The organism is Aerococcus sp. UMB1112A (assembly GCF_030230715.1).
GTDB lineage: Bacteria > Bacillota > Bacilli > Lactobacillales > Aerococcaceae > Aerococcus.
On sequence record NZ_JASPDS010000011.1, the window covers coordinates 1 to 25,179 of the forward strand.

Annotated in this window: 40 protein-coding genes; all 40 read right to left on the reverse strand. The window is 43.5% G+C overall.

The genetic code is table 11. The annotated features are described in order from the left end of the window. Positions 1–237: 237 nt before the first annotated feature. The 40 genes from rplQ to rpsG all read right to left on the reverse strand — a co-directional run bounded on the left by rplQ (position 238) and on the right by rpsG (position 25,172). Positions 238–618: a 50S ribosomal protein L17 gene (rplQ, locus tag QP860_RS07000; RefSeq protein WP_067972980.1), complete on the reverse strand. Its 381-nt coding sequence runs from the start codon at positions 616–618 to the stop codon at positions 238–240. A 26-nt stretch (positions 619–644) separates the two neighbouring features. Then, entirely contained in the window at positions 645–1,589 is a 945-nt protein-coding gene (locus tag QP860_RS07005) for a DNA-directed RNA polymerase subunit alpha (RefSeq protein WP_067972982.1), read from the reverse strand. Positions 1,590–1,676: 87 nt separating this feature from the next. Further along, complete coding sequence (rpsK, locus tag QP860_RS07010) at positions 1,677–2,069, reverse strand: 30S ribosomal protein S11 (protein WP_067972985.1); 393 nt, start codon at positions 2,067–2,069, stop codon at positions 1,677–1,679. Positions 2,070–2,101: 32 nt separating this feature from the next. After that, positions 2,102–2,467 (reverse strand): 30S ribosomal protein S13, encoded by a 366-nt coding sequence (gene rpsM / locus QP860_RS07015; protein WP_067972988.1) that lies wholly within the window; start codon positions 2,465–2,467, stop codon positions 2,102–2,104. Between the two features lie 19 nt (positions 2,468–2,486). Further along, positions 2,487–2,600: a 50S ribosomal protein L36 gene (gene rpmJ, locus QP860_RS07020; RefSeq protein ID WP_083272385.1), complete on the reverse strand. Its 114-nt coding sequence runs from the start codon at positions 2,598–2,600 to the stop codon at positions 2,487–2,489. Between the two features lie 27 nt (positions 2,601–2,627). Beyond that, a complete protein-coding gene (gene infA / locus QP860_RS07025; protein WP_067972992.1) occupies positions 2,628–2,846 on the reverse strand; it encodes a translation initiation factor IF-1 in 219 nt (72 codons plus the stop codon). 120 nt (positions 2,847–2,966) lie between these two features. Next, positions 2,967–3,614: an adenylate kinase gene (locus QP860_RS07030; RefSeq protein ID WP_067972994.1), complete on the reverse strand. Its 648-nt coding sequence runs from the start codon at positions 3,612–3,614 to the stop codon at positions 2,967–2,969. Positions 3,615–3,641: 27 nt separating this feature from the next. Next, positions 3,642–4,940, reverse strand: a complete 1,299-nt coding sequence (gene secY / locus QP860_RS07035; RefSeq protein WP_067972997.1) for a preprotein translocase subunit SecY — start codon at positions 4,938–4,940, stop codon at positions 3,642–3,644. Beyond that, on the reverse strand, positions 4,940–5,380 hold the full coding sequence (rplO, locus tag QP860_RS07040) for a 50S ribosomal protein L15 (protein WP_067972999.1): 441 nt from the start codon (positions 5,378–5,380) through the stop codon (positions 4,940–4,942). The genes secY and rplO overlap by 1 nt, the downstream gene beginning before the upstream one ends. Before the next feature lie 33 nt (positions 5,381–5,413). Next, positions 5,414–5,596, reverse strand: a complete 183-nt coding sequence (gene rpmD / locus QP860_RS07045; protein ID WP_070430159.1) for a 50S ribosomal protein L30 — start codon at positions 5,594–5,596, stop codon at positions 5,414–5,416. 13 nt (positions 5,597–5,609) lie between these two features. Then, a complete protein-coding gene (gene rpsE, locus QP860_RS07050) occupies positions 5,610–6,116 on the reverse strand; it encodes a 30S ribosomal protein S5 (RefSeq protein ID WP_070430158.1) in 507 nt (168 codons plus the stop codon). A 20-nt stretch (positions 6,117–6,136) separates the two neighbouring features. Next, positions 6,137–6,484 carry a 50S ribosomal protein L18 gene (rplR, locus tag QP860_RS07055; protein ID WP_070618564.1) on the reverse strand — a complete coding sequence of 116 codons (348 nt, stop codon included), beginning with the start codon at positions 6,482–6,484 and terminating at the stop codon, positions 6,137–6,139. A gap of 55 nt (positions 6,485–6,539) precedes the next feature. Further along, a complete protein-coding gene (rplF, locus tag QP860_RS07060) occupies positions 6,540–7,076 on the reverse strand; it encodes a 50S ribosomal protein L6 (RefSeq protein ID WP_070618561.1) in 537 nt (178 codons plus the stop codon). A gap of 36 nt (positions 7,077–7,112) precedes the next feature. Continuing rightward, positions 7,113–7,511: a 30S ribosomal protein S8 gene (rpsH, locus tag QP860_RS07065; RefSeq protein WP_067973014.1), complete on the reverse strand. Its 399-nt coding sequence runs from the start codon at positions 7,509–7,511 to the stop codon at positions 7,113–7,115. Positions 7,512–7,545: 34 nt separating this feature from the next. After that, positions 7,546–7,731 carry a type Z 30S ribosomal protein S14 gene (locus QP860_RS07070; protein WP_083272384.1) on the reverse strand — a complete coding sequence of 62 codons (186 nt, stop codon included), beginning with the start codon at positions 7,729–7,731 and terminating at the stop codon, positions 7,546–7,548. Positions 7,732–7,749: 18 nt separating this feature from the next. Continuing rightward, positions 7,750–8,292: a 50S ribosomal protein L5 gene (gene rplE, locus QP860_RS07075; protein WP_067973015.1), complete on the reverse strand. Its 543-nt coding sequence runs from the start codon at positions 8,290–8,292 to the stop codon at positions 7,750–7,752. 23 nt (positions 8,293–8,315) lie between these two features. Then, positions 8,316–8,624: a 50S ribosomal protein L24 gene (rplX, locus tag QP860_RS07080; protein WP_067973017.1), complete on the reverse strand. Its 309-nt coding sequence runs from the start codon at positions 8,622–8,624 to the stop codon at positions 8,316–8,318. Positions 8,625–8,653: 29 nt separating this feature from the next. Continuing rightward, complete coding sequence (rplN, locus tag QP860_RS07085) at positions 8,654–9,022, reverse strand: 50S ribosomal protein L14 (protein ID WP_067973021.1); 369 nt, start codon at positions 9,020–9,022, stop codon at positions 8,654–8,656. Between the two features lie 28 nt (positions 9,023–9,050). After that, positions 9,051–9,314, reverse strand: a complete 264-nt coding sequence (rpsQ, locus tag QP860_RS07090) for a 30S ribosomal protein S17 (protein WP_067973024.1) — start codon at positions 9,312–9,314, stop codon at positions 9,051–9,053. A 28-nt stretch (positions 9,315–9,342) separates the two neighbouring features. Beyond that, positions 9,343–9,540, reverse strand: coding sequence for a 50S ribosomal protein L29 (rpmC, locus tag QP860_RS07095; protein ID WP_067973027.1), 198 nt, complete (start codon positions 9,538–9,540; stop codon positions 9,343–9,345). Continuing rightward, a complete protein-coding gene (gene rplP / locus QP860_RS07100) occupies positions 9,533–9,961 on the reverse strand; it encodes a 50S ribosomal protein L16 (protein ID WP_067973029.1) in 429 nt (142 codons plus the stop codon). Before rplP ends, rpmC begins: the two co-directional genes overlap by 8 nt. 1 nt (position 9,962) lies before the next feature. After that, complete coding sequence (gene rpsC / locus QP860_RS07105; protein WP_067973033.1) at positions 9,963–10,613, reverse strand: 30S ribosomal protein S3; 651 nt, start codon at positions 10,611–10,613, stop codon at positions 9,963–9,965. Positions 10,614–10,616: 3 nt separating this feature from the next. Then, on the reverse strand, positions 10,617–10,970 hold the full coding sequence (rplV, locus tag QP860_RS07110) for a 50S ribosomal protein L22 (protein WP_067973036.1): 354 nt from the start codon (positions 10,968–10,970) through the stop codon (positions 10,617–10,619). 21 nt (positions 10,971–10,991) lie between these two features. Next, a complete protein-coding gene (gene rpsS / locus QP860_RS07115; RefSeq protein ID WP_070618559.1) occupies positions 10,992–11,270 on the reverse strand; it encodes a 30S ribosomal protein S19 in 279 nt (92 codons plus the stop codon). 39 nt (positions 11,271–11,309) lie between these two features. Further along, positions 11,310–12,140, reverse strand: a complete 831-nt coding sequence (gene rplB, locus QP860_RS07120; protein ID WP_067973042.1) for a 50S ribosomal protein L2 — start codon at positions 12,138–12,140, stop codon at positions 11,310–11,312. Positions 12,141–12,158: 18 nt separating this feature from the next. Further along, positions 12,159–12,452: a 50S ribosomal protein L23 gene (rplW, locus tag QP860_RS07125; protein WP_067973045.1), complete on the reverse strand. Its 294-nt coding sequence runs from the start codon at positions 12,450–12,452 to the stop codon at positions 12,159–12,161. Beyond that, positions 12,452–13,075, reverse strand: coding sequence for a 50S ribosomal protein L4 (rplD, locus tag QP860_RS07130; RefSeq protein WP_070618556.1), 624 nt, complete (start codon positions 13,073–13,075; stop codon positions 12,452–12,454). The genes rplW and rplD overlap by 1 nt, the downstream gene beginning before the upstream one ends. Positions 13,076–13,101: 26 nt before the next feature. Further along, positions 13,102–13,737, reverse strand: a complete 636-nt coding sequence (rplC, locus tag QP860_RS07135) for a 50S ribosomal protein L3 (protein ID WP_070618553.1) — start codon at positions 13,735–13,737, stop codon at positions 13,102–13,104. A 77-nt stretch (positions 13,738–13,814) separates the two neighbouring features. Further along, complete coding sequence (gene rpsJ / locus QP860_RS07140; RefSeq protein WP_067973054.1) at positions 13,815–14,123, reverse strand: 30S ribosomal protein S10; 309 nt, start codon at positions 14,121–14,123, stop codon at positions 13,815–13,817. Positions 14,124–14,464: 341 nt separating this feature from the next. Then, positions 14,465–15,745, reverse strand: coding sequence for an NAD(P)H-dependent oxidoreductase (locus tag QP860_RS07145; RefSeq protein WP_284912428.1), 1,281 nt, complete (start codon positions 15,743–15,745; stop codon positions 14,465–14,467). Continuing rightward, positions 15,745–16,371: an NADPH-dependent FMN reductase gene (locus QP860_RS07150; protein ID WP_284912429.1), complete on the reverse strand. Its 627-nt coding sequence runs from the start codon at positions 16,369–16,371 to the stop codon at positions 15,745–15,747. Before QP860_RS07150 ends, QP860_RS07145 begins: the two co-directional genes overlap by 1 nt. A gap of 25 nt (positions 16,372–16,396) precedes the next feature. Further along, positions 16,397–17,338: an FAD:protein FMN transferase gene (locus QP860_RS07155; RefSeq protein ID WP_502869811.1), complete on the reverse strand. Its 942-nt coding sequence runs from the start codon at positions 17,336–17,338 to the stop codon at positions 16,397–16,399. 11 nt (positions 17,339–17,349) lie between these two features. Beyond that, on the reverse strand, positions 17,350–17,733 hold the full coding sequence (locus QP860_RS07160; protein ID WP_246818931.1) for a YbaN family protein: 384 nt from the start codon (positions 17,731–17,733) through the stop codon (positions 17,350–17,352). A gap of 111 nt (positions 17,734–17,844) precedes the next feature. Further along, positions 17,845–18,909 (reverse strand): acyl-CoA dehydrogenase family protein, encoded by a 1,065-nt coding sequence (locus QP860_RS07165; protein WP_284912430.1) that lies wholly within the window; start codon positions 18,907–18,909, stop codon positions 17,845–17,847. Between the two features lie 11 nt (positions 18,910–18,920). Then, positions 18,921–19,469, reverse strand: a complete 549-nt coding sequence (locus QP860_RS07170; RefSeq protein ID WP_284911020.1) for a carboxymuconolactone decarboxylase family protein — start codon at positions 19,467–19,469, stop codon at positions 18,921–18,923. Positions 19,470–19,672: 203 nt separating this feature from the next. Continuing rightward, positions 19,673–20,356, reverse strand: a complete 684-nt coding sequence (locus QP860_RS07175; protein WP_284912431.1) for a 2,3-bisphosphoglycerate-dependent phosphoglycerate mutase — start codon at positions 20,354–20,356, stop codon at positions 19,673–19,675. Between the two features lie 116 nt (positions 20,357–20,472). After that, complete coding sequence (locus QP860_RS07180) at positions 20,473–20,865, reverse strand: SseB family protein (protein WP_284912432.1); 393 nt, start codon at positions 20,863–20,865, stop codon at positions 20,473–20,475. Positions 20,866–21,042: 177 nt separating this feature from the next. After that, positions 21,043–22,230, reverse strand: a complete 1,188-nt coding sequence (gene tuf / locus QP860_RS07185; protein ID WP_070618528.1) for an elongation factor Tu — start codon at positions 22,228–22,230, stop codon at positions 21,043–21,045. 172 nt (positions 22,231–22,402) lie between these two features. Next, positions 22,403–24,493 carry an elongation factor G gene (fusA, locus tag QP860_RS07190; RefSeq protein ID WP_070618524.1) on the reverse strand — a complete coding sequence of 697 codons (2,091 nt, stop codon included), beginning with the start codon at positions 24,491–24,493 and terminating at the stop codon, positions 22,403–22,405. Between the two features lie 208 nt (positions 24,494–24,701). Then, a complete protein-coding gene (gene rpsG / locus QP860_RS07195) occupies positions 24,702–25,172 on the reverse strand; it encodes a 30S ribosomal protein S7 (protein ID WP_070430141.1) in 471 nt (156 codons plus the stop codon). Between the last annotated feature and the right edge of the window lie 7 nt (positions 25,173–25,179).

The window sequence follows — 25,179 nt, forward strand, 5'->3', positions numbered from 1 at the left end:
TAGCTCCTCTTCACCAAAATCCGCCGAAGACTTTCAGTCTTCTCTGGCTTTTGGCTCCAGAGGTCTATTTCTCCCGCCAGCCCTCACACCCTTATAGCAAAAAAAGCATTCATGTAATAACATGGATGCTCGTGTTTTGGAATTAGGATATATTTTCACTTCCGGAGCACCTGCTCCGGAAGTGAAAGAGCTAGACTTGGGTTGTCCCATCATCATAACGCTCTACATACATCTGGCTTACACTAATTCAATAATCGCCATCTTAGAACCGTCACCACGACGAGGTTCAGTCTTAAGGATACGGGTATAGCCACCTTGACGATCTGCATAGCGAGGGCCTAACTCGTTGAATAATTTTTGTAAGGCTGTTTCAATAACGATGTCATCATCTTCCGCACGAACATCAGCGATTTCGTTACGAACAAATTTAGCAGCTTGACGACGTGCGCTAAGGTCACCTTTCTTGCCTAAAGTAATCATTTTTTCAGTAGATTTACGGATTTCTTTAGCACGAGATTCGGTTGTTTCGATACGTTCATTGATAATTAAATCAGTCGTCAAATCACGTAATAAAGCTTTACGTTGTGAGCTGGTGCGACCTAATTTACGGTAACTCATCAGAGAATTCCTCCTTCACTTTATAATTAATCTTCTTGGCGTAAGCTTAAATCGAGAGCAGCCAACTTATTCTTGACTTCATCGAGTGACTTACGGCCTAAGTTACGAACTTTCATCATTTCTTGTTCAGTTCGGTCAGTTAATTCATCCACAGTATTGATACCTGCACGTTTCAAACAGTTGTAAGAGCGAACAGAAAGATCCAATTCTTCGATTGACATTTCGAGCATTTTTTCTTTCTGAGTTTCTTCTTTTTCGACCATAATTTCAGCAGATTTTGCTTCATTGGTCATATCAACGAAGATCGCCAAGTGTTCCGTTAGAATCTTAGCAGCTAAACTCAACGCTTCATGAGGGGCTATCGTCCCGTCAGTCCAGATATCATAAGTCAACTTATCGAACTGGTTGATTTCACCAATACGGATATTTTCAACTTGGTAGTTAACTTTTTCGATTGGTGTGTAGATTGAATCTACTGGAATTACGCCAATTGGCATATTTTCTGATTTGTTATGTTCAGAACGAACAAAACCACGACCATTTTGAACATTCATCAGCATATGGAAACGAGCTCCATCTTCTAAGCTGCAAATGTGCAAGTCTGGATTCATGATATCAAAATCAGCATCGGCCGTAATATCCGCTGCAGTGACCTCTGCTGGGCCAACTACATCAATTTCGACTTGTTTTTCTTCAACATCATAAAGTTTCAAGGAAAGCTTCTTGATGTTCAATACAATTTGAGTGACATCTTCGCGGACACCTGGGATTGTAGAATATTCATGTAAAACATCATCAATCTGAACTGATGTTACCGCTGTACCAGGCAATGATGAGAGTAAAATACGACGCAGGGAATTGCCTAAAGTTGTTCCGTAACCACGTTCTAATGGTTCAATCGCAAATTTACCAAATTTGTTATCATCGCTGATCTCAATCGTTTCAATAGTTGGTTTTTCAATTTCGATCATAATCTACAAGTATTCCCCTTTCAAAACGTGAATTTTGCACCACTACTGCTTCCAAAAAGTTTTCGGCAAGCTGTTTGAAAAACAGTACTATACACGACGACGTTTTGGAGGACGGCAACCGTTGTGTGGGATTGGGGTTACGTCACGAATTGAGGTAACTTCCAAACCAGCAGCTTGTAAAGCACGAATTGCAGATTCACGACCAGGTCCTGGACCTTTAACAGATACTTCAACAGTCTTCATGCCTTGGTCCATAGCTGTCTTAGAAGCAGCTTCTGAAGCCATTTGGGCAGCATAAGGTGTTGATTTACGGGAACCCTTGAAACCAAGTGCACCTGCGGATGACCATGAAATTGCATTACCATGTTCATCAGTAATCATAACAATAGTATTATTGAAAGTTGAGTGGATATGAGCAACACCAACTTCAACATTCTTTTTCACGCGACGTTTACGTGTTTGACGTTTTGCTTTTGCCATTTGATTAACTTGCCTCCTTTACTTTAAATTAATTATTTCTTCTTACCTGGGATCGCTACACCGCGACCTTTACGGGTACGAGCATTGTTCTTAGTATTTTGACCGCGAACTGGTAGGTTACGACGGTGACGCATACCACGGTAGGAACCGATTTCTTGTAAACGTTTGATGTCCATGTTGACATCGCGACGTAAGTCACCTTCAACCTTGATCTTATCAACTTCTGCACGAATCTTATCTAATTCATCATTGCTTAAATCATTCACACGGATATCTTCAGAAACGCCAGCATCAGCTAAGATCTTTTTAGCTGTTGTGTTCCCGATCCCATAAATGTAAGTTAAGGCAATGACAATACGTTTGTTACGTGGAATATCTACACCTGCAATACGAGCCATTCGATTGGCACCTCCTTTATTAACCTTGGCGTTGTTTATGTTTAGGGTTTTGGCAAATTACCATGACTTTGCCATTACGACGAATCACTTTGCATTTGTCGCAAATTGGTTTAACAGACGCTCTAACTTTCACGATTGACCTCCTTATATCATTTAGAAATTACTTGAAACGATATGTAATCCGTCCCTTGGTCAGATCATATGGAGACATTTCGACTTTTACACGGTCACCCGGTAGAATTCGAATATAATTCACACGAATCTTCCCAGACACATGGGCAAGAATCTCTACGCCGTTTTCAAGTTCGACTTTGAACATTGCATTAGGTAAAGTCTCGGTGACTGTACCTTCTACTTCGATCATATCTTCTTTAGACACTATATTTCCTCCTCGTTACACATATGTGCGACACGACAACATGAAGAAAAACTCATCTCAAAAGTTCTCAATAGGATTAACCTGAACATTATACCATTAAAGAACATCTAATGCAAGACTTTATTCAATGATCTTTTTGATTTCGTTAAAGACATTATCGATTCCGATGTCACCAGGCACCCGGTAAACCTTGCCTTGACTTTCGTAGAAGTCGAGGATTGGGGCTTGTTGCTCTTGGTTGACTTCAATCCGATTCTTAACCACTTCAGCCTTATCATCGTCGCGGGTATAGAATTCTTCTGCTCCGCAGCGATCACAGACGCCTTCTTCTTTTGGCGGGTTAAAGTTGACATTGAAGGTTGCCCCACAATTGCCACAGATGATCCGACCACTTAGGCGTTTTTCTAGGACTTCAGGGTCAACATCGATATAAATGACAGCATCGATGGTCTTGTTAATGTCTTCCAAGATTTCTTCCAAGGCCTTAGCTTGGTTGAGAGTCCGTGGGAAGCCATCTAGCATGAAACCCTTAGCTTCTGTGTCTGCTTGTTGTAAACGTTCTTTAACAATCCCATTCGTTACTTCATCTGGCACAAGGCCACCCTTGTCCATGTATGATTTAGCTTCTTTACCGAGTGGGGTTTGGTCTTTGATGGCTTGACGGAACATATCTCCTGTTGAAATATGTGGAATGTCATAAGTTGCCACAATTTTTTCTGCTTGGGTACCCTTACCAGCACCTGGCAGCCCCATCAAAATAATATTCATTTCCATCCTCCGAACTTCAATTCTTGACTAGCGAATAAAGCCTACATAGCGACGCTTGATTAAGCGACCTTCAATTTGTTTAGCTGTATCGAGTGCGACACCGACAACGATGAGTAAACTTGTCCCTCCAAGACCAATCGTTCGTGGAAGATCAAAGAAATAGGACCCCATTAGAGGTAGGATGGCAATCATCATTAAGAATAATGAGCCCACACTGCTTAAACGATTGAGCATCTTGGAAATATAACGTTCTGTTGGTAAACCAGGACGCACACTAGGGATATAAGCGCCTGATTTTTGGAAGTTCTCGGCAACGCGTTCAGGATTAATTTGGATATGCGCATAGAAGAATGTAAAGAGTACAATCGTTACCGCATATATGGTCATCCCGATTGGTTGTTCGAGATTAAAGACTGTCTCTGCTGTTTTGAACCAAGCGGCATCTGAGAACTGGGCCGACAAGAGGCTGAGAACCGTTTGTGGCACCATGATGATGGAGCTGGCAAAGATAACTGGAATAACCCCGGCTGAGTTAATCTTCAGCGGCATATGGGATTGTTCCACTACTGTGCTCGCCCTTTTGGAATAGCGTACCGGAATACGTCGTTCAGCTTGGTTGACGTAAACAACTAAGATAATTAGAAGTAATGCAACAAGGGCAAAAATACCCCCAAAGATGGCATTTTGAGTGAGCTGAGCTTGGTCAGTCACATCAATTAAGCCTTTCTTAACAGCGGTGAGGACTTCACCGGGAATCCGAGCAACAATCCCCGAGAAGATAATCAGAGAAACCCCATTCCCGATACCGAATTGGGTGATTTGCTCCCCGATCCATACAACGAGCATGGACCCAGCTGTCATGACCAAGGCAATAATGCAGTAAGTGAGCATTCCTGGATCCTTGATCAGGCCGAATTGCGAGAGGGAGTTAAAACCAACCGAAATCGCAATGGCTTGGAAGAAAGAAACAAGAACAGAGAGATAGCGTGTCCACTTATTCAGCTTACGCCGTCCCACTTCACCTTGTTTCGACCATTCTGTAAAGGCTGGCACAATGTCCATCTGCAAAAGCTGTACCACAATCTGAGCCGTGATATAAGGGGAGACCCCTAAGGAAAAGATTGAGTAGTTATGCAAGGCCCCGCCGCCAAAGGTATTCAACAGACCAAAGAGCCCTGAATTAACGAGCGTATTTATCGCTTGTGCATTCACACCTGGAACTGTTATATGTGTCCCGAGACGGAACACAATTAACATTCCCAAAGTAAAGAGGATGCGACTTCTAACGTCTTTATCCTGAAATACAGCTTTCAGAGTAGTGAACATTAGATCACCTCGATTGTGCCCCCAGCTGCTTCAATTGCTTCTTTAGCTGTAGCTGAGAATTTAGCTGCTTTAACGGTTAGTTTGCGTTCTAATTCACCAGCACCTAAAACTTTAATAGCTTTCTTGGTATTCTTAACAAGACCAGCTTCAACTAAAGCTTCTGGCGTTACTTCAGCCCCATCTTCAAAAACGTTTAAATCGTCGATATTAACGATGGCGTATTCTTTGCGGTTAATGTTTGTAAAACCACGTTTAGGGATACGACGGTACAATGGGGTTTGCCCACCTTCAAAACCTAAACGTACTTTACCGCCTGAACGAGCTTTTTGACCTTTTTGGCCGCGACCTGAAGTCTTACCGTTACCTGATCCAGATCCACGTCCTAAACGGTTACGAACATGACGTGATCCTTCACTTGCTTTTAACTCGTGTAATTTCATAATCTTCAAGGCACCTCCTTATTTCTTATTGTATTATTTTACTTCTTTAACTTCAACTAAATGGGCAATCTTCTTGATCATTCCGTCGATTGCTGCATTAGTTTCTTTTTCAACTGTACGACCAGTCCGGGTTAGGCCCAGCGCTTGGCAGGTTTTGATTTGGTCATCTGGACGACCGATAACACTGCGTTTTAAAGTTATTTGAACTTTTGCCATGTTGTAAGCCTCCTTAACCTAAGATTTCTTCAACTGATTTACCACGTAATTCAGCGATTTCTTCAGGTGATTTCAATTCTTTTAGCCCTTGGATGGTTGCACGCACAATGTTAATTGGAGTGTTTGATCCGAGTGACTTAGAAGTGATATCTGCAATACCTGCTAATTCAACAACGGCACGAACAGGGCCACCAGCTGCTACCCCAGAACCGTTCTTAGCTGGTTTCAAGAGGACTTGGCCTCCGTTGAAGATACCTAATACTTCATGAGGGATAGTGGTACCTGCACGAGGAACTTCGATCATGTTCTTCTTAGCAGCTTCAACCGCTTTACGGATTGCTTCAGGAACTTCAGCAGCCTTACCTGTACCGAATCCAACGTGTCCATCTTTGTCGCCAACAACAACAAGTGCTGAGAAGTTCATGCGACGGCCACCTTTAACTACTTTAGTGACACGATTGATAGCAACAACGCGATCTTCGATTTCACGGTCGTTAACTTGTACAAATTTGTTTGTCATGTTATGGCTTCCTCCTTTTCCTAAAATTCTAGTCCGTTTTCACGTGCAGCGTCAGCCAAGGCTTGAACACGGCCGTGATATTGGTAACCGCCACGGTCAAAGACAACGGTTTTGACATCTTTTTCTGCTGCGGCTTGGGCAATCTTCTTACCAACAGCTGCAGCTTTTTCAACTTTTGTCCCAGTTTCTTCACCATCAGAGGCACTTGCAAGCGTAACACCCGCTACGTCATCAATTAATTGAGCGTAGATGTGTTTATTTGAGCGGAAAACGCTCAAGCGTGGGCACTCTGCTGTTCCAGAAATGTGACGACGTACACGTGCGTGACGTTTTTTACGTAAGACATTTTTATCTGGTTTGCTAATCAAAATGGTTCACCTCTTAATTTCTACTTTAATTTGATAGGTAAGAATAATCCTAAGATTATTTACCAGTTTTACCTTCTTTGCGGATAATGTGTTCGTCAGAGTAACGTACCCCTTTGCCTTTGTAAGGTTCTGGACGACGAATTTCACGAACGTTAGCGGCGAATTGACCCACTAAGTCTTTATCTGCACCTGAAATATTGATTTCAGTATTTGATGGTAAATCAACTTCGATACCTTCAGGAATGTCAAATTCTGCTGGGTGGGAAAGACCAACGCTTAGCGTTAATTTGTTTCCTTGGGCTTGTGCACGGTAACCTACCCCTTGTAAGAGTAAGGTTTTCTTGAAACCTTCGCTAACCCCTTGAACCATGTTATTAACTAAAGCACGAGTAGTCCCGTGTAAAGCACGAACATTCTTTTGGTTGTTAGGACGTTCGAAAGTGATTTCGTTTTCTTCTACATTGATTGTAATTTGTGGATCGAATGTACGAGTTAGTTCACCTTTAGGGCCTTTAACGGTTAAAGTGTGGTCTTGTACATCGATGGTTACGTTACTAGGAATTGTTACTGGTTTATTACCAACACGACTCATCTAGACTGCACCTCTTTCAATTTTATTTTTTAGGGCCTACCATACGTAAGCTAAGACTTCGCCACCAACGTTTTTAGCGCGAGCTTCTTTATCAGTGATAACACCTTCAGAAGTTGAGATGATGGCAATTCCTAAACCGTTCAAGACTTTAGGGACTTCATCAGTTTTCGCATATACACGTAAACCTGGTTTAGAAATACGTTTTAAGTTTGTGATAACACGTTCGTTATTCTTACCATATTTCATGAAGACACGGATGATACCTTGCTTGTCATCTTCAATGACTTCGAAATCTTTGATGTAACCTTCTTCTTTAAGAATCTTTGTGATTGCAACTTTCATTGCTGATGCTGGAACTTCAAAAGACTCGTGGCGTACCATATTAGCGTTACGCACGCGTGTTAAGAAATCAGCGATTGGATCTGTCATGACCATTACCTGTTCACCCTCCTTTACTTATTACTCTCGATTACCAACTAGCTTTTCTGACACCAGGAATTTGTCCTTTATAGGCAAGTTCACGGAGGCAGATACGGCATAACTTGAATTTACGGTAAACAGAGTGTGGACGGCCGCAGCGTTCGCAGCGTGTGTATTCTTGTGTTGAATATTTTGCTTTGCGTTTATTTTTCGCAATCATTGATTTTTTAGCCAAATCGATTCCCTCCTCCTATTATTTTTGGAACGGCATTCCAATTTGAGTTAATAACTCTTTTGATTCTTCATCAGTGTTCGCAGTTGTAACGATAACGATATCCATCCCGCGTACTTTGTCAACATTGTCAAAGTCGATTTCAGGGAAGATTAATTGTTCACGAATACCTAAAGTGTAATTCCCACGGCCATCGAATGAGCGTTTGCTGATCCCGCGGAAGTCACGTACACGTGGCAATGAAACAGTGATTAGCTTGTCTAAGAAGTCATACATGCGTTCACCACGTAGGGTTACTTTTGCACCGATAGGCATTCCTTCACGTAAGCGGAAGCCAGCGATTGATTTCTTAGCATGAGTAATAACTGGTTTTTGACCTGAAATTAAAGTTAACTCTTCAACTGCTTTGTCTAAGTTCTTAGAGTTGGTTACAGCATCACCAACACCCATGTTGATCACAATTTTGTCAATCTTAGGTGTTTGCATTGGAGAGCTATAATTAAATTTTTCAATTAATGCTGGTACGATCTCGTTTGAGTATTTTTCTTTTAAACGATTAGTCATGTTCTATTGTCCTCCTTCCCGTATTAGTCAATTACTTCGCCAGATTTACGAGCTACACGTACACGTTTGCCATCTTTTTCTTCGATACCTACGCGTGTTTTTTCGCCCGTTTTTGGATCTACTAATTGAACGTTAGAAACATGGATTGGCGCTTCTTCTTCCACAATACCGCCTTGTGGGTTAACTTGTGAAGGTTTTTGGTGTTTCTTAACAATGTTTACGCCTTCGACAATGACTTTATCTTGTTTTGGTAAAGTTTGCTTAACAGTTGCTTGCGTTCCTTTATCTTTACCTGCAATCACAATTACAGTATCACCTGTTTTAATACGCATCGATGGGCACCTCCTTTTTGATCTATTTATTATAATACTTCCGGAGCTAGGGAAACAATCTTCATGAAATTGTTTTCGCGCAATTCCCGAGCAACTGGGCCAAAGATACGTGTACCACGAGGTGTCTTGTCGTCGCGGATAATCACGCATGCATTTTCGTCAAACTTGATGTATGAACCATCTGCACGGCGAGCCCCGCTCTTGCTACGAACGATAACAGCTTTGACAACGTCACCCTTCTTAACAACGCCACCTGGTGTAGCGTTCTTCACTGAACAAACTACGACGTCACCAATATTAGCGGTTTTACGGCCTGATCCGCCGAGTACACTAATAGTTAAAACTTCACGAGCGCCTGAGTTATCAGCCACTTTCATACGAGTTTCTGTTTGAATCATCCTAAAGTATCCTCCTTCCAGTTAATTGTTAAATGATAACTGATTCTTCAACGATTTCAACAAGACGGAAGTGCTTATCTTTGGATAATGGACGTGTTTCCATAATTCGTACAATATCACCCATTTTTGCTGAATTGTTTTCATCATGTGCTTTATATTTTTTAGAGTATTTAATACGTTTTCCATAAGTTGGATGGAATTTAAAAGTATCTACTTGGACAACAATGGTCTTTTCCATTTTGTCAGAAACGACACGTCCTTGGTATACTTTACGATTTTTACGTTCTGCCATACTACTGGGTTCCCTCCTTCACTGATGATTACTTAGCTAATTCTTCCTGGCGTAGAGCGGTTTTAATACGAGCAATTTCTTTGCGCACTTGTTTGATGCGTGCTGTATTTTCTAACTGACCTGTTGCCAATTGGAATCTGAGATTGAACAACTCTTGTCTGTATTCTTTTTCCTTTGCTTCAAGTTCAGCAGCGGATAAATTTTTAATTTCTTCAAATTTAGTCATTCAGTTCACCACCAATTTCACGTTTTACGATTTTGCAACGAACTGGTAATTTATGCATTGCTAAACGAAGCGCTTCTTTTGCTACTTCTTCAGGAACGCCACCTACTTCGAACATGATTTTCCCACGTTTAACGGGAGCAACCCATCCTTCAGGAGCACCTTTACCAGAACCCATCCGAACACCAATAGCTTTTGCGGTATATGATTTATGAGGGAAGATTTTGATCCAAACTTTCCCGCCACGTTTCATGAAACGTGTCATGGCGATACGCGCAGATTCAATTTGACGGTTAGTAATCCATTTTGAATCTAAGGCTTGTAGACCGTATTCGCCGTAAGCAATTTCTTTTCCGCCTTTAGCTTCGCCGCGCATTTTACCGCGGAATTCACGTCTATGTTTTACACGTTTTGGTACTAACATGCTATTCCTCCTCTTGATTATTTACTGTAGGAAGGACTTCACCACGACAAATCCATACTTTGACACCGATCTTACCGTAAGTTGTATCTGCTTCTTCCCATGCATAGTCAATATCTGCACGTAAAGTATGTAATGGAACAGTTCCTTCGTCAGTTGTTTCTGAACGCGCCATATCTGCACCGTTTAAACGGCCGGAAACCATAACTTTGATCCCTTGGGCGCCAGCTTTCATTGTACGTTGAACAGCTTGTTTTTGCGCACGGCGGAAGGCCACACGGTTTTCAAGTTGTTCGCAAATATTCTTAGCAACTAAGCGTGCATCTAAGTCTGGGTTCTTGATTTCAACCACATTGATGTGTACACGTTTACCTGTTAAGTTATTTAAGCTCTTACGTAAAGCATCAACTTCTGAACCACCTTTACCGATAACCATACCTGGTTTAGCAGTGTGGATGTTTACGTTAACCTTGTTAGCTGCACGTTCGATTTCTACGTTGGAAACTGAAGCTTCGCTAAGGGCTTTGTCGATGTATTCACGGATGCTTAAGTCTTCATGCAAAGTATCTGCGTAATCTTTTTCTGCATACCAGCGTGCGTCCCAGTCTTTGATAACTCCGATACGCAAACCGGTAGGATTAATTTTTTGACCCACTAATTATTCCTCCCCTGCTTCTTTTACCACAACAGTGATGTGACTAGTACGCTTGTTGATTCTTGATGCGCCACCTTTTGCACGAGGGCGGAAACGTTTCATTGTTGGCCCTTCGTTCACATATGCTTCACTGATAAATAATTTGCTAACATCTAAGTCATAGTTGTGTTCTGCATTTGCGATTGCAGAGTTCAACACTTTCTCGATTACAGGCGATGCTGCACGAGGAGTGTTCTTTAGAATAGCAATTGCTTCGCCGACAGTCTTGTTACGGATTAAATCAATAACTAAGCGTGCTTTGCGAGCAGAGATGCGAACTGTTCTTGCAGTTGCTTTTGCAGTTGTTTGTTCTGCCATTATTTATTTCCTCCCCTCATCTTAACGACGTGTTGCTTTATCGTCTTTCGCATGTCCACGATAAGTACGTGTTGGTACAAATTCACCTAATTTGTGGCCAACCATGTCTTCTTGAATGTAAACTGGTACGTGTTTGCGTCCATCATAAACAGCGATGGTTAACCCGATGAAGTTAGGGAAAATCGTTGAACGACGTGACCAGGTTTTGATTACTGATTTTTTTTCGGCATCTTGCTGTGCTTCCACTTTTTTCATTAAATGGTCGTCACAGAAAGGCCCTTTCTTAATACTACGGCTCATATATTTGGCTCCTTTCGTATCTCCTATTTAATGGAAGTGCTATTTGTTGCGACGACGAACAATAAGTTTATTGCTGCGTGCGTTCTTATCACGAGTCTTGATCCCACGAGCAGGTTTGCCCCAAGGTGTCATTTGAACCTTACGTCCGATTGGTGCACGACCTTCACCACCACCGTGAGGGTGATCGTTAGGGTTCATTACAGAACCACGAACAGTTGGGCGTTTGCCTAACCAGCGTGAGCGGCCTGCTTTACCAACAGTTACTAGTTCATGTTGTTCATTACCAACTGAACCAACTGTTGCCCGGCAAGTGCCTAAGATCATACGAACTTCGCCTGAGCTTAATTTAACTAATACGTATTTGTCTTCTTTACCCAATACTTGAGCGCTAGTCCCAGCTGCACGAACTAATTGGCCACCTTTACCTGGCTTAGTTTCGATATTGTGGATAACAGTACCCACTGGGATAGAGCGTAATGGAAGTGCGTTACCTACTTTAATGTCGGCATTTTCACCAGACATGATGCGGGTACCTACTTTAAGGCCCTTAGGTGCAATGATGTAGGCTTTCACACCATCAGTGTAGTGGATTAAAGCAATGTTTGCTGAACGGTTTGGATCGTATTCGATTGCTTTAACTACACCTTCGATATCATCTTTATTACGTTTGAAGTCGATAATACGGTAAGCTTGCTTGTGGCCGCCTCCGTGGTGACGAACTGTGATGCTACCACGGTTGTTACGACCTGCGCGCTTGCTTTGTTTTTCTAAGAGTGTTTTCTCAGGAGTCGATTTGGTGATTTCTGAGAAGTCATAACCTGACATGTTACGACGACCATTAGAAGTAGCTTTATATTTTTTAATCGCCACGTTCGTTTCCTCCTATTCTTATTCTGCGTCTTCTGCGCCGAAGATTTCGATTGCGTCGCCTTCAGCTAAAGTTACGATTGCTTTACGGGTTTTACGTGTGTAACCAGCGTAACGACCCATACGTTTTAATTTACCTTTCACGTTCATGATGTTTACTTTAACAACAGTTACGTCAAAGATTTCTTCGATGGCATGTTTAACTGCTGCTTTATTGGCGTTTACATCAACTTCGAAGGTATATTTGTTTTCGTCCATGGCATCCATTGATGCTTCAGTGATGACTGGACGTTTGATAATGTCATGTGCTGTCATTATGCAAGTACCTCCTCTAGATCAGAAAGTGCAGATTGCGTAATGATAACTTTTTCGTTATTTACGAGGTCATAAACGTTCACGTTCTTTTCGTCTACAACGGTTACCTTAGCCAAGTTACGGGCAGCACGAGCTGCTTCTTGGTTGTCGGCATCGATTACGGCAAGCACTTTGCTGTCAACATTTAAGTTGTTTAATACGGCTTTGAATTCTTTAGTTTTCGCTTGTTCTAAGTTTAAAGCGTCCACAACGATTAAATTACCTTCAGCAACTTTTTGTGATAACACAGATTTAAGTGCTAAACGACGTACCTTGCGAGGTAATTTATATTGGTAAGAGCGTGGAGTTGGTCCGAATGCGCGGCCACCGCCTACCCATTGAGGAGAACGGATTGAGCCTTGACGTGCACGGCCAGTCCCTTTTTGACGCCATGGTTTACGGCCACCGCCGCTTACTTCGCCACGTGATTTTACATCGTGGGTCCCTTGGCGTAAAGAAGCTTGTTGCATAATTACGACATCATAGATTGCGTTTTCGTTAGGTTCAATTGCGAACACGTTGTCGTTTAATGTGATTTCGCCTGCTTGTGAACCATCTTGTTTAAATACTGTTACATTAGCCATTCTGAAATTCCTCCCTTCCTCAATTATTAGGCTTGTGCGCTGTTAGCAGTTTTGATTTCTACTAATGATTTCTTAGCACCTGGTACGTTACCTTTAATTAAGATAGCGTTTTGGTCAGCTAAGACTTTAACGATTTCTAGGTTTTGGATTGTTACGGTGTTGCCACCCATGCGGCCTGGAAGAGCTTTGCCTTTGAATACTTTAGAAGCATCAGAAGCCATACCCATTGAACCAGCTGCGCGGTGGTAATGTGAACCGTGTGACATTGGGCCACGTTGTTGACCATGACGTTTGATCGCGCCTTGGAAACCTTTACCCTTAGAGGTTCCAGTTACATCGACAATGTCGCCTGCTTGGAAGATATCCACCGTTACTTCTTTACCTACTTCGTACTCTCCAAGCTCAACATTACGAAATTCGCGAATGAAGCGCTTAGGAGTAGTTTCTGCTTTTGCTACATGACCTTTTTCAGGTTTGTTAGCTAATACTTCACGTTTATCGTCGAAACCTAATTGCACTGCTTCGTAACCATCTGTTTCATTAGATTTTACTTGCAACACAACGTTAGGAGTTACTTCGACAACAGTTACAGGAACTAATTCACCTGACTCAGTGAAGTATTGCGTCATCCCTACTTTTTTACCTAAGATTCCTTTAGTCATGATTACACCTCCGTAATTTTTTTAATTTTGATAACTATATTAATGCGAAGTTATACAACTTCTCTAGGATAATGGAATTAAAGTTTAATTTCAATGTTAACGCCTGACGGTAAGTCTAATTTCATTAACGCATCAACCGTCTTAGGTGTTGGGTTTACGATATCCACTAAACGTTTGTGGGTACGTAGTTCGAATTGTTCACGGGAATCTTTGTACTTATGAGTCGCACGGATTACTGTGAATAATGAACGTTCAGTTGGAAGTGGAACTGGTCCAGCAACCTCTGCCCCTGTACGTTTTGCTGTTTCTACGATTTTTTGTGCTGATTGATCAAGTGCACGATGTTCGTAAGCTTTTAAGCGGATACGAATTTTTTGTTTTGCCATGTTTGTTTCCTCCTCGTCAGTTTTTATAAATTGACTTGCTCCGCGTAAATGACCGGCCCGCCCTCTATGGCAAAGCGTCCGGGCGTGTCGCAACCTTACGCATCAAAGCTCCTCAACCCATTGATTTATATGGGTTTGCGCCCTTTCTGGTGGGCACTCGTAATATTATACAGATACTTAATGGATATTTCAAGCTTTTTCGCGATTTTTTTATATTTCTTTCTAAGACTTAAAAAGCAAGATTTTGAAGGCAACGCTGCCTAGCGAGTCGTAATTTCTTTTGAGTGATCGAAATAAAAAAACTCCCTAGTTTCCTAGGGAGGCTTAGTCCGATGATATGCTTATACTTCTGAAGCTCCAGAGTCGATATCTGTTTCGCCTGTTGCTTCTGCTTCACTCGCACCTGAAGAAAGATCGGTGGATTCACTATCGCTAGCCCCGCTATCAGCGTCTGAACTGTCGGAGTCATCTGTCCCCCAGGCGCCACCCATGGAGGCGCCGGAATCGGCATCAGTTGACCCAACCAACTGTTGACCCGTTTGTTCTAGATACCAGTCAATCACAGGTTGTAAGTCGAGAACATGCTCATTAATCCCTCTGTACTTACCCTCTTCATCATGCATAGCTACATAATTATGAACGACGTAATGGTCTTTGTGGATAGGGACATGGACGTGGACGCCGTCGAGATTGCCTGAGCGTAATTGGGAAATCACCCACGACACATTCTTATAAGTCCGAGGGGGGTGAACACTACCTAATGGTTTGCCCACATCGGGTTCGTAGCGGGAGGCAAACATATCTTCACCTGGTTTAACCCGGTTGTAATAGAGGTATTGGTTATTCTCATCCGCATAAGTCAATTCTAAGGGGATGGTCTTAAGGAACCAATTCAATTGGTCCACAGTAAGTAGGCCGCGGTCTAACTTAACATAGGTATCACCTGATACCGCGCCAACTTTTTCAGCAGCTTTTTCTACCCACTCAGGGTCGGTCATATCAACACCTTCAATGGTCGTCTCTGTGCCCTTCTGAGCGGTTAAATCTTCATCTGGGAATTTATGGGTGTATTCAAGTGGCTTAAGGGCTTCCACATATTTGATAAATTTCTTCAAGGATTCGCGAAGGAAGTAAACAGTCTCTTGGTCTTTCAAGCGTCCTTCAGCATCAAAGGAGGTCTGACAATTGCCCAACAAGAATTCCTGTCCTGGCATAACCAAAGCATCGATCCCTGGTGCTTCTAAAATTTGACGGAGGTGGAGCTGGGACCGGGAAGTGCCTTGGTCCAGATAAGAGGCCCCCACGATCTTAACTGGTTTATTCTTTAGGGGATGAACGGTGAAAGACAGCCATTCTAATAAACTCTTTAAAGGTCCTGGGATGGTATGGTTGTGCTCGGGTACAGCAATAATCACCCCATCCGCTTGTAGGATCTTCCGATTAATGGTATGGAGAGGCCCTTCAACCATTAATTCTGGGTGGTCTTGGTTGAAAAGGGGAAGGTGTTTAATCTCCACAATCTCTAAGTCAAAAAGATCAGTAAACTCTGATTGAATATAATGAAGCAATTGGCGATTGTATGACTTATCACCAGCTGATCCAACAATTCCTACAATTCTCATTAGGCGTCTCCTTTCTCTGCTTCATCTTGCCAGGAGAAGTTCTTCACTTCTGCCTTAACATCTGCATTATTTGCGACAAATTCATTGGTGTAATCAATGTAATTAAGGAAAGAGTCGAACATGTCTTCTAGTTGCTTAATTTCTTTAGGATCCTTCAAAGCCCCATTTTCATCGAAGGCTTGCAGAGAAAAGCCTAGAAGAAATTCCTCGTTAGGCATAACCCGCGACCGAATATCCGGTGAATCTAGAATCTGACGTAGGTGCATCTGAGCCCGAGAAGAGCCTAAGCGCCCATAGGAAGCCCCCGTGATCATCACTGGCTTATCAGCGAGTGGGTACTGGTGGTAGGACAACCAGTGTAAAACATTGGTCAATGCTGAAGTAATGGAATGGTTATATTCCGGTGTACTGATGACTACCCCATCGGCTTGGTCGATACGTTTGCCCATCTCAAGAGCGAGTTCTGGCACCTTGCCTTCCTCATTCTTAGCAAAGAGGGGCAAACCATCGATCTCAATGATATCGAATTGGGCCCGGTCTTTGAAATGGTCCTTCATATACTTTAAGAGGTCACGGTTGGTCGAATGCTTGGAATTCGTTCCAACGATAGCTGCAATTTTTTTCATAACTGCCTTCCTTTCTATTAATTTCTTATTTCAATACCTGCAAACGATCTAAGAGGCCGCGACTGGCTAGGAGACGCCCCTGCTTGTCGATAACTAGAGCCTGGTAGTCTCTAGCCTGGGCCAATTCCGCTTGGATCTCGGCCAGGCCCATTGGATAAAGACGGGTGGTCCAAACCTCGGCCATTACCGACTGATCGGTTAAGACACTCACGCTAGCCACTTCATTCTCAACTGGATACCCCGTCCGACTGTCAAAAATATGCTGGTAGAAGTGACCGTCTACCTCCAAATGTCGCTCATACCCCCCTGAGGTAACCACAGATTGATTGTGGACCTGGAGAACCGCGCAATTCTGCCCTCTCGGCTTGCGAGGGTCTTGGATTCCAATCCGCCAATTTGTTTGGTGGGGACGTTTGGGAGGCGATCCGTATACTTTCACATTACCTCCTAGATTGATCATAGCCGATTGGGCACCCGCACGAATAAAGTCATCCATGATCCGGTCAGCGAAATAACCCTTGGCCAAGGCACCCAGGTCAATTTCCATTCCCTCCTGGGCTAAATAAACCTCCTGGCTGGCTTCCTCCAACTTAATCTGTCGGGGATCTATTTTTTCCAGGCAAGCCGCAATGGATGAGTCGTCTGGTCTATGAGCACCTTCAAAGCCAATCCCCCATAATTTAACTAAGGGCCCAATGGCAATATTTAAGCGTCCCTCAGAAGCGATGCTCTGGGTTTTGCCTAATTTAATAAGCTCGAAGAGGTCTGGGTCCACTGCCATAGGAGCATGACCAGCTCTTTGGTTGACCTGCATCAATTGTGAGGAAGGATCATTGGCACTGAAGCGCTCATTATAGTCATAGAGCTTTTGAATCGCATGGGCAACTAGGCGCTTAGCCTCTGCATGGCAAACATAGAGGTCTATCCAAGTTCCCATCAACCGTATTCTACTATTAGCCTCTGTCACTGGCAGCCCTCCTATTCATGAATAGTCTTAATGCGGAAGAAGAGAAAATAGCCAAAACACAGGCCGCAAATAATAATGAAGAGGCGCACTGGCCACAAGGGAACAAAGTAAATGGAAATTCCCATCACCAGGTAGGTAAAGATCAAAATCTGCCACTTCTTCCGCCAACGAATACCACCTGTCCGCTCATATTCTCCGACATAAATCTGATAAAGCCGGGTATTTTCCAACCAATGGCGAAAGCGCTCAGAACTACGAGCAAAGAACCAGGCGGAAAGTAAGAGTAGAGGCGTTGTCGGTAAAACTGGCAGAACAACCCCGATGGCTCCAATTAGGAAAGAAAGAAAACCTAGGACAATATAGAGCTTTCGTTTGATAGGATCCCCTCCTCTCAATACACACATTTTCTTCAGTGTAACATAAGATAAACTTTTAACCTAGGAAAAAGCCAGTAAAAAAGGCGGAAGCTAATACTCCCGCCCTGGTAAAGAGCTAGTCATCATTCATTAGGTGGTTTGGAGAATATGGCGCAGTTGAACGGCACTTGGTGATACAATAGGGAGAAAAGCTCCTTCATTCCAGCGGCGAATGAAACCTGACTCGGCTGCCTTGAAATACGCGCTTCCTCCACCTGCTTGAAGTTCAAGTAAGAGACTCTGTGCGACAACATCAACAATATCAATCCGCAATTGGAAGAGTTCACGCGGGTGGTCCACAAAGTAGTGGGAGCTCTCTAAACCTTGATAGAGCTCAGCTGTAATACGTTGGAGTTCAATCTGGTTAGCCTCATATTCCGCCTCTAGGACTTGGCGTCGGTCTAAGTGCCTGGCGACTTCAGAAAGTGACTTCTCGGCCAAACCGAAAGCCAGACCAAATTGAAAGCCTAGGAAGTTCGGACGGTTTTCTTTAAGGAAGGCCTCAGCATCTTCGGCAATTAACCAGTTGTCATCCAAGTCTACTCCGTCGAAGCTAAGGGCAGCTGTATTAGAGCCTTGGAGGGAAACGAATTCTAAGTCACGCGACCGGTGGAAGTTAGCGGCATGAGAGGGGACGGCAAGGACCAGCGGTGGCCGGTCCTCCCCTTCAAAGCCAGCCACAAAAATGGTAATAAAGTGACGGGCCCGAGCATTGGTGACCCAGGGTAAGCGGCCATACAGCTTATAGCCTCCCTCTTCCTTGCGAATCGTCACATTGAGCTCTTCCAATTCTGACAAGAACTTGACAGCATTAGACAGGGCTGTTGCCCCTGCATAGTCTCCCGTCAGCAGACGGTCCAGGTAATGGTCACGGTAGTAAGGATTTGCACTATGGAGAATATTATCAATAAAGGTCCGATGCCCCCAGGAAATAAAAGCGGCAGTTAAAGAGTGTTGAGCTAATTCTGAGAGAAGCTCAACTACATCTTGGGGCCCTCCCCCACTCCCTCCTAAAGATTCAGGAACCCCGACGCGGAAGGCTCCCTCCGCACCTATTCGTTCCAATAGGGCATCCCCATAGCGGCCGGACTCTTGATCGATAATATCAGCATGTTGGTCTAAATATCTAATAAATTCATCTGAGAAAAATGACATTGTAAGCCCTCCTAAGCATATTCCTGAAGTTCAGGGTTAATCGGAGTATGGGCCAAGTTATTAGCATAATTACACAGAGTCGCCAGACTGACTCCTAGAACCACTTCTAAAGCCGCTTGCTGGTCATAGCCAGCCGCGAAAAAGCCAGCTAGGTCTTGGTCACTCGCCTTGCCTCGTTCTTGGATCAATGCACGAGTAAAGTTGGCTAGAGCATCCAATTTCCTGTCACTAACAATTGGACTTTGGTCTTTTAAAGCTTTCAAGAGTTCGGGATCAATATTTAATTGCTTAACCGAAAAGGCAGAGTGCCCAGCGACACAGAAGTCACACCCATTCCTACGGGCAGCGGTAATTTGGACAACTTCACGTTCTAAAGGAGATAGGCTAGTTTTTCGATTAATAGCCCCTACTTTGCGGTAGGCTTCTAAACTTGCGGGAGCATTGGCAAGTAAACCGATGAGATTTGGAATGTAACCTTGGTTTTCCTTATAAACACTTTCTAAAACTTTTTTCGACTTTTCTGGAGCTGTTTCAATCGTATGAATAGTAAATTCAGACATGTAATCACGCTCTTTCTTTTTGGATTACACTTACTTTATCATAGTAATTTAAGCTTGGATAATACTGGCTCTAGCTCAAAGCTGATCGAAGATTCAAATTAAAGGAATTGACGATCAGCTGTGATGACTACCTAACTCCCTGTCCGTCTAAAGTATCTAAGCCATTAAAAAGCAGCCCCTCACAAGGCTGCTTTCTATCCTAATTATGACTGATCAGGCTTTAGAATCTGCCGTGATTGAATCATCAAATCCGATCCAAACTCATAAACAATAGGCTGAGCATTAGGGATCTCGACGCTTTCAATGGCATCATCCGAAATATTTTCAATGTATTTCACTAAAGCTCTTAGACCGTTACCGTGGCCAACGACTAGAATATTTTGTCCTGCTTTAAGGGCAGGCGCGAGCGTATCCTGCCAATAAGGTGCGACACGGTCTAAGGTATCCTTAAGCGACTCGCCCGCTCGCAAGGCCCCCTGGTCTAAGCCCCGATAGCGGGGATCCTGAATGCCTGTTGGGTCAAGGGGTGGTCGCACATCAAAAGTCCGCCGCCAGGCATGAACTTGGTCAGGTCCATACTTGTCTTTCATAGCCTGCTTATTGTGGCCTTCCAGCGCCCCATAATGGCGGCCATTCAAGCGCCAATCCTTCTGGTAAGGAAGATAGAGTTGGTCCATGGCCGACAGGACGAAGTAAGTGGTTTGGATGGCTCGGCTAAGCAAGGAACTGTAGGCTGCATCTAGTTTGATACCTTCTGCTTTAAGAAGAGAGCCCGCTTGGTGAGCATCCGCCTTGCCTTTGTCTGTTAAGGGAGAATCAAACCAGCCTGTAAAAAGATTCGCGAGATTTGCCTCACTCTGTCCGTGTCGTATTAAGATTAGTTTCATATCAATCCCTCACCTTATTTAATTTCTAGCCAGCCAACTTGTCTCCTGGCGCTACTTTTTTTCTAGCTTAATTTTACACCAATCCACCAAAGCTGAAAAGCGGCTGAAAGGCCACATTAAGTTCGAGCAATTTTCTGAATTAATTCCCGGGTAAATTTAATATGGTCGGTATTATTATTAATCATAAAGCCCGCTAAATGAGGATTATCTTCCTTTCGCAGAAACATCGCCGCTAAGTCTTTATAGGAAAGCTGCTTGGTCTTCATGGGGCCTAAGTCAGCCAAGACACTTGCCTCTCCCCTTGGGGTGAAGACTGCCAAGTAGGTCAAGCCATCTGGACTTTTGACCGTAATCAAACGCTCCTGTTCTCCGGATACAGATCCTTCTTGGTCCTGAGCAAGCAGAACTTGAAAGTGGCCTGCTTGAACAGCTTGTAACAAGGCCAGGGTACTAGCCCCTGACCGCTCCGCCTGATAATGATCGATTGCAGCTTCTACATCCTTTGTCATGAATAGGCCCCCTTTTCTCTCCATAAAATATAGCATGATTTCAGATTGAGGACAAATATTTAAAGGCTCTATCCTTTAAATAAGAGTCTCGCCAGAAAAAAGCAAATAAAAAGAGGGCCTAGGCCCCCTTTTTCGTCTGAACATATTTAGCTTGAGTGTCAGTCAATAAGGCTTTAATTAGCCGTTAATTTTTGATACAACGCCGGCACCAACAGTGTGGCCACCTTCACGGATTGAGAAGTTTGTCCCTTCTTCGATCGCAACAGGGTTGATCAATTCAACTGACATTGTAACGTTGTCACCAGGCATAACCATTGGTGTATCTTCTGGAAGAGTGATCACACCAGTGATGTCTGTTGTACGGAAGTAGAATTGTGGACGGTAGTTAGATAAGAATGGCGTATGACGGCCACCTTCTTCTTTAGTCAACACGTAAACTTCTGCTTCGAATTTAGTATGTGGTGTGATAGTTCCCGGTTGAGCTAATACTTGACCACGTTCGATGTTTTCACGAGTAACCCCACGTAAAAGGGCACCTACGTTGTCACCAGCTTCTGCATAGTCAAGAGTCTTACGGAACATTTCAAGACCAGTAACAGTTGTCTTAGTGATATCTGGGTTGATACCAACGATTTCAACTTCGTTACCAACTTCAACTTTACCACGTTCAACACGGCCAGTAGCAACTGTACCACGACCAGTGATTGAGAACACGTCTTCAACTGGCATCATGAATGGTTTATCAGTATCACGTTCTGGAGTTGGGATGTATTCATCAACTGCATCCATTAATTCCATGATCTTATCTTCGTATTCTGCGTCGCCTTCAAGGGCTTTAAGAGCAGAACCTGCAACGATAGGTGTATCGTCACCTGGGAAGTCGTATTCTGATAAGAGGTCACGAACTTCAAGTTCTACTAATTCAAGTAATTCTTCGTCGTCAACCATGTCGCATTTGTTTAAGAATACAACGATGTAAGGAACCCCTACTTGACGAGCTAAGAGGATGTGTTCACGAGTTTGAGCCATTGGGCCGTCAGTTGCAGCAACTACTAAGATAGCACCGTCCATTTGAGCAGCACCAGTGATCATGTTCTTAACGTAGTCCGCGTGTCCTGGGCAGTCAACGTGAGCATAGTGACGGTTAGCTGTTTCGTATTCGATGTGTGAAGTATTGATTGTAATACCACGTTCTTGCTCTTCTGGAGCGTTATCGATAGCAGCATAGTCTTTAGCTTCACCAAAGCCTTTTTTAGCTAATACAGTAGCGATAGCTGCTGATAAAGTTGTTTTACCGTGGTCAACGTGACCAATTGTACCGATATTAACGTGTGGTTTTGAACGATCAAAATGTTCTTTTGCCATTTTTTAAATTTCCTCCTCAGATTTTAAGCAATATTATCCATAATAATCTACTATAGATTGAATGATTATATTATAAGAGGGACAGGGGCTAAAGTCAAGAAAACTTGCTCATTTTGCCCCGTCAACTCTTTCTTTGTCAAGACTTAAGCCTTAAAGTCTTAAAGTCTTAAGCTTATTCGCCACCCTTGCCGAATTTAGCAACGATGTCGTCCCCTACAGATTTAGGTACGGGCTCGTAGTGGTCGAAAGCCATGGTGAAGGTACCGCGACCTTGAGTTGCAGAACGTAAGGTTGTTGCATAACCGAACATTTCTGAAAGTGGTACCATGGAGTGGATTTGGATTGCGTTCCCGCGTGGTTCTTGACCTTCAATCCGGCCACGACGCGCAGAAACGTGTCCCATAACATCCCCTAGGTATTCGTCTGGAACAACCACGTCAACCTTCATCATTGGTTCAAGGATAACAGCCCCAGCTTCTTTAGCTGCATTACGTAATGCAAGAGAAGCAGCAACCTTGAAGGCAGACTCACTGGAGTCGACATCGTGGTAAGAACCATCGTAAAGTTTAGCCTTCACGTCTACTAATGGGAAACCTGCGAGAACACCATTTTCCATAGCGTCTTTCAAGCCAGCTTCAACTGAAGGGATGTATTCACGAGGAACAACCCCACCGACGATAGCGTCTTCGAATTCGAAGCCTGCGCCTTCTTCGTTCGGTGTGAATTCAATCCATACGTCACCGTATTGACCTTTACCACCAGACTGACGAACGAATTTACCTTGGGCTTGGGTTGCCTTAGTGAAGGTTTCACGGTAAGAAACTTGTGGTGCACCTACAGAAGCTTCAACGTTGAATTCACGTTTCAAACGGTCAACGATGATGTCCAAGTGCAACTCACCCATCCCGGCGATGATCGTTTGACCAGTTTCTTGGTCAGTTGTCGCACGGAAGGTAGGGTCTTCTTCAGCTAACTTAGCAAGCGCTAATTGCATCTTGTCTTGGTCAGCCTTAGTATTTGGTTCAATCGCAACTTCGATAACAGGTTCTGGGAATTCCATACGTTCAAGGATAATTGGTGTCTTAGTATCACACAAAGTATCCCCCGTAGTCGTATTCTTCAAACCAACAGCTGCTGCGATATCACCAGAGAAGACTTCATCAACTTCAGAACGCGAGTTAGCGTGCATGAAGAGGATACGACCAACACGTTCACGTGTGTCTGATGTCGCGTTTAGAACGTAAGAACCAGCTTCAAGCGTACCTGAGTACACACGGAAGAAAGTTAGACGACCAACGTAAGGGTCAGTCATGACCTTGAAAGCTAAGGCTGAGAATGGTGCGTCATCATTTGCACGAACTTCGAAGGTATGTTCTGGGTCATTAGCCATTTCTGCTTCGATTGGTGGTACATCAGTTGGTGCTGGTAAGTAGTCAATTACCGCATCCAACATCATTTGAACACCCTTGTTCTTGAAGGCAGACCCACACATTACTGGGAAGAAGTCTAAAGCTAAGGTTGCTTTACGGATAGCAGCCTTCAATTGGTCTTCAGAGATTTCTTCGCCTTCGAGGTAAGCCATCATTAATTCTTCATCTGTATCAGCGATAGCTTCAACGAGGTCTGTACGCCATTCTTCGGCTTGTTCTTGATATTCTTCTGGAATTTCAGTTTCTTCAATTTCAGTACCAAGGTCATCTTTGTAGATTTCAGCCTTCATGGTTACCAAGTCAATGATGCCAGTGAAGTTATCTTCAGCACCGATTGGTAATTGGATAGGGTGTGCATTTGCACCTAGGCGGTCTCTAATTGTGCTTACAGCATATAGGAAATCTGCACCTAGCTTATCCATCTTGTTAGCGAAAACGATACGTGGAACATGGTAAGTATCTGCTTGACGCCATACAGTTTCAGTTTGAGGTTCTACCCCTGATTGCGCGTCAAGTACAGTTACCGCACCGTCCAATACGCGTAAAGAACGTTCAACTTCAACTGTGAAGTCCACGTGCCCTGGCGTATCGATGATGTTTACACGGTAACCTTGCCATTGAGCGGTTGTAGCCGCTGAGGTGATGGTAATCCCACGTTCTTGTTCTTGTTCCATCCAGTCCATTTGTGAAGCCCCTTCGTGAGTTTCACCGATTTTATGGATCTTACCAGTATAGTACAAGATACGTTCAGTCGTTGTGGTCTTACCAGCATCGATATGGGCCATGATTCCGATATTTCTTGTTTTCTCAAGAGGGAATTCTCTTTTAGCCATTTATTCTAACTCCTTTTCAATTTAGTCAACAGAGGCTGGCTCTGCTACTTATATTATAACGTTAATCATACTAAAGTGATAGCGTCAGACTTGAAAATCTACCACTTTTTGCATTTCCGTATAAAAATTACGGAGCATTGAGCGAATGCTGATGATATAGCCAATAAATAAAGCAGCCAAGTGGAGAAATGCTCCACTCGCTCCTCTCTTACCAGCGGAAGTGTGCGAAGGCCTTGTTGGCTTCTGCCATGTTGTGGGCAGTTTCGCGTTTACGGACAGCAGCCCCTGTGTTGTTAGCAGCGTCCATGATTTCACGTGCTAAACGAACTTCCATGGTACCTTCACCACGGTCGCGAGCTGCACCAACTAACCAACGTAAAGCTAAAGTTTGTCCACGTTCTGGGCGCACTTCAACTGGAACTTGGTAGTTAGCCCCACCAATACGGCGAGCCTTAACTTCAAGCAATGGTTTGATGTTTTCAAGTGCTTCTTCGAAGACTTCCATTGCTTCGCGACCTGTTTGTTCTTTAATGCTGTCGAATGATTTGTATAAGATAGAAGCTGCTTTACCCCGTTTACCATCGATCATCAAACGGTTGATCAAGCGAGTTACTACTTTTGAATTGTAAATTGGATCTGGTAATACATCACGTTTTGCGATATGTCCTTTACGTGCCATTTAAACT

Coding starts and splice junctions, on each gene's coding strand:
- fusA (WP_070618524.1), bottom strand. CDS start 24,493: ATGGCTAAAAGAGAATTCCCTCTTGAGAAAACAAGAAATATCGGAATC.
- QP860_RS07165 (WP_284912430.1), bottom strand. CDS start 18,909: ATGTCATTTTTCTCAGATGAATTTATTAGATATTTAGACCAACATGCT.
- rpsG (WP_070430141.1), bottom strand. CDS start 25,172: ATGGCACGTAAAGGACATATCGCAAAACGTGATGTATTACCAGATCCA.
- rplF (WP_070618561.1), bottom strand. CDS start 7,076: ATGAGTCGTGTTGGTAATAAACCAGTAACAATTCCTAGTAACGTAACC.
- rpsE (WP_070430158.1), bottom strand. CDS start 6,116: ATGACAAACAAATTTGTACAAGTTAACGACCGTGAAATCGAAGATCGC.
- rplN (WP_067973021.1), bottom strand. CDS start 9,022: ATGATTCAAACAGAAACTCGTATGAAAGTGGCTGATAACTCAGGCGCT.
- QP860_RS07150 (WP_284912429.1), bottom strand. CDS start 16,371: ATGAAAAAAATTGCAGCTATCGTTGGAACGAATTCCAAGCATTCGACC.
- QP860_RS07030 (WP_067972994.1), bottom strand. CDS start 3,614: ATGAATATTATTTTGATGGGGCTGCCAGGTGCTGGTAAGGGTACCCAA.
- secY (WP_067972997.1), bottom strand. CDS start 4,940: ATGTTCACTACTCTGAAAGCTGTATTTCAGGATAAAGACGTTAGAAGT.
- rplO (WP_067972999.1), bottom strand. CDS start 5,380: ATGAAATTACACGAGTTAAAAGCAAGTGAAGGATCACGTCATGTTCGT.
- rplD (WP_070618556.1), bottom strand. CDS start 13,075: ATGGCTAATGTAACAGTATTTAAACAAGATGGTTCACAAGCAGGCGAA.
- rpmD (WP_070430159.1), bottom strand. CDS start 5,596: ATGGCAAAAGTTCAAATAACTTTAAAACGCAGTGTTATCGGTCGTCCA.
- rplQ (WP_067972980.1), bottom strand. CDS start 618: ATGAGTTACCGTAAATTAGGTCGCACCAGCTCACAACGTAAAGCTTTA.
- QP860_RS07180 (WP_284912432.1), bottom strand. CDS start 20,865: ATGACAAAGGATGTAGAAGCTGCAATCGATCATTATCAGGCGGAGCGG.
- rpmC (WP_067973027.1), bottom strand. CDS start 9,540: ATGACTAAATTTGAAGAAATTAAAAATTTATCCGCTGCTGAACTTGAA.
- rplP (WP_067973029.1), bottom strand. CDS start 9,961: ATGTTAGTACCAAAACGTGTAAAACATAGACGTGAATTCCGCGGTAAA.
- QP860_RS07005 (WP_067972982.1), bottom strand. CDS start 1,589: ATGATCGAAATTGAAAAACCAACTATTGAAACGATTGAGATCAGCGAT.
- QP860_RS07170 (WP_284911020.1), bottom strand. CDS start 19,469: ATGTCTGAATTTACTATTCATACGATTGAAACAGCTCCAGAAAAGTCG.
- rpsH (WP_067973014.1), bottom strand. CDS start 7,511: ATGGTCATGACAGATCCAATCGCTGATTTCTTAACACGCGTGCGTAAC.
- rplV (WP_067973036.1), bottom strand. CDS start 10,970: ATGGCAGAACAAACAACTGCAAAAGCAACTGCAAGAACAGTTCGCATC.
- rpsQ (WP_067973024.1), bottom strand. CDS start 9,314: ATGGCAGAACGTAAAAATCGTAAAGTATACCAAGGACGTGTCGTTTCT.
- QP860_RS07145 (WP_284912428.1), bottom strand. CDS start 15,745: ATGAGAATTGTAGGAATTGTTGGATCAGCTGGTGATAAGTCATACAAT.
- rplC (WP_070618553.1), bottom strand. CDS start 13,737: ATGACTAAAGGAATCTTAGGTAAAAAAGTAGGGATGACGCAATACTTC.
- QP860_RS07175 (WP_284912431.1), bottom strand. CDS start 20,356: ATGAAACTAATCTTAATACGACACGGACAGAGTGAGGCAAATCTCGCG.
- tuf (WP_070618528.1), bottom strand. CDS start 22,230: ATGGCAAAAGAACATTTTGATCGTTCAAAACCACACGTTAATATCGGT.
- rpsS (WP_070618559.1), bottom strand. CDS start 11,270: ATGAGCCGTAGTATTAAGAAAGGGCCTTTCTGTGACGACCATTTAATG.
- rpsJ (WP_067973054.1), bottom strand. CDS start 14,123: ATGGCAAAACAAAAAATTCGTATCCGCTTAAAAGCTTACGAACATCGT.
- rplX (WP_067973017.1), bottom strand. CDS start 8,624: ATGCGTATTAAAACAGGTGATACTGTAATTGTGATTGCAGGTAAAGAT.
- rpsM (WP_067972988.1), bottom strand. CDS start 2,467: ATGGCTCGTATTGCAGGTGTAGATATTCCACGTAACAAACGTATTGTC.
- rpsK (WP_067972985.1), bottom strand. CDS start 2,069: ATGGCAAAAGCAAAACGTCAAACACGTAAACGTCGCGTGAAAAAGAAT.
- rplW (WP_067973045.1), bottom strand. CDS start 12,452: ATGACAGCACATGACATTATCAAACGTCCAGTCATCACTGAAGCATCA.
- rplE (WP_067973015.1), bottom strand. CDS start 8,292: ATGACTAATCGTTTAAAAGAAAAATACTCAAACGAGATCGTACCAGCA.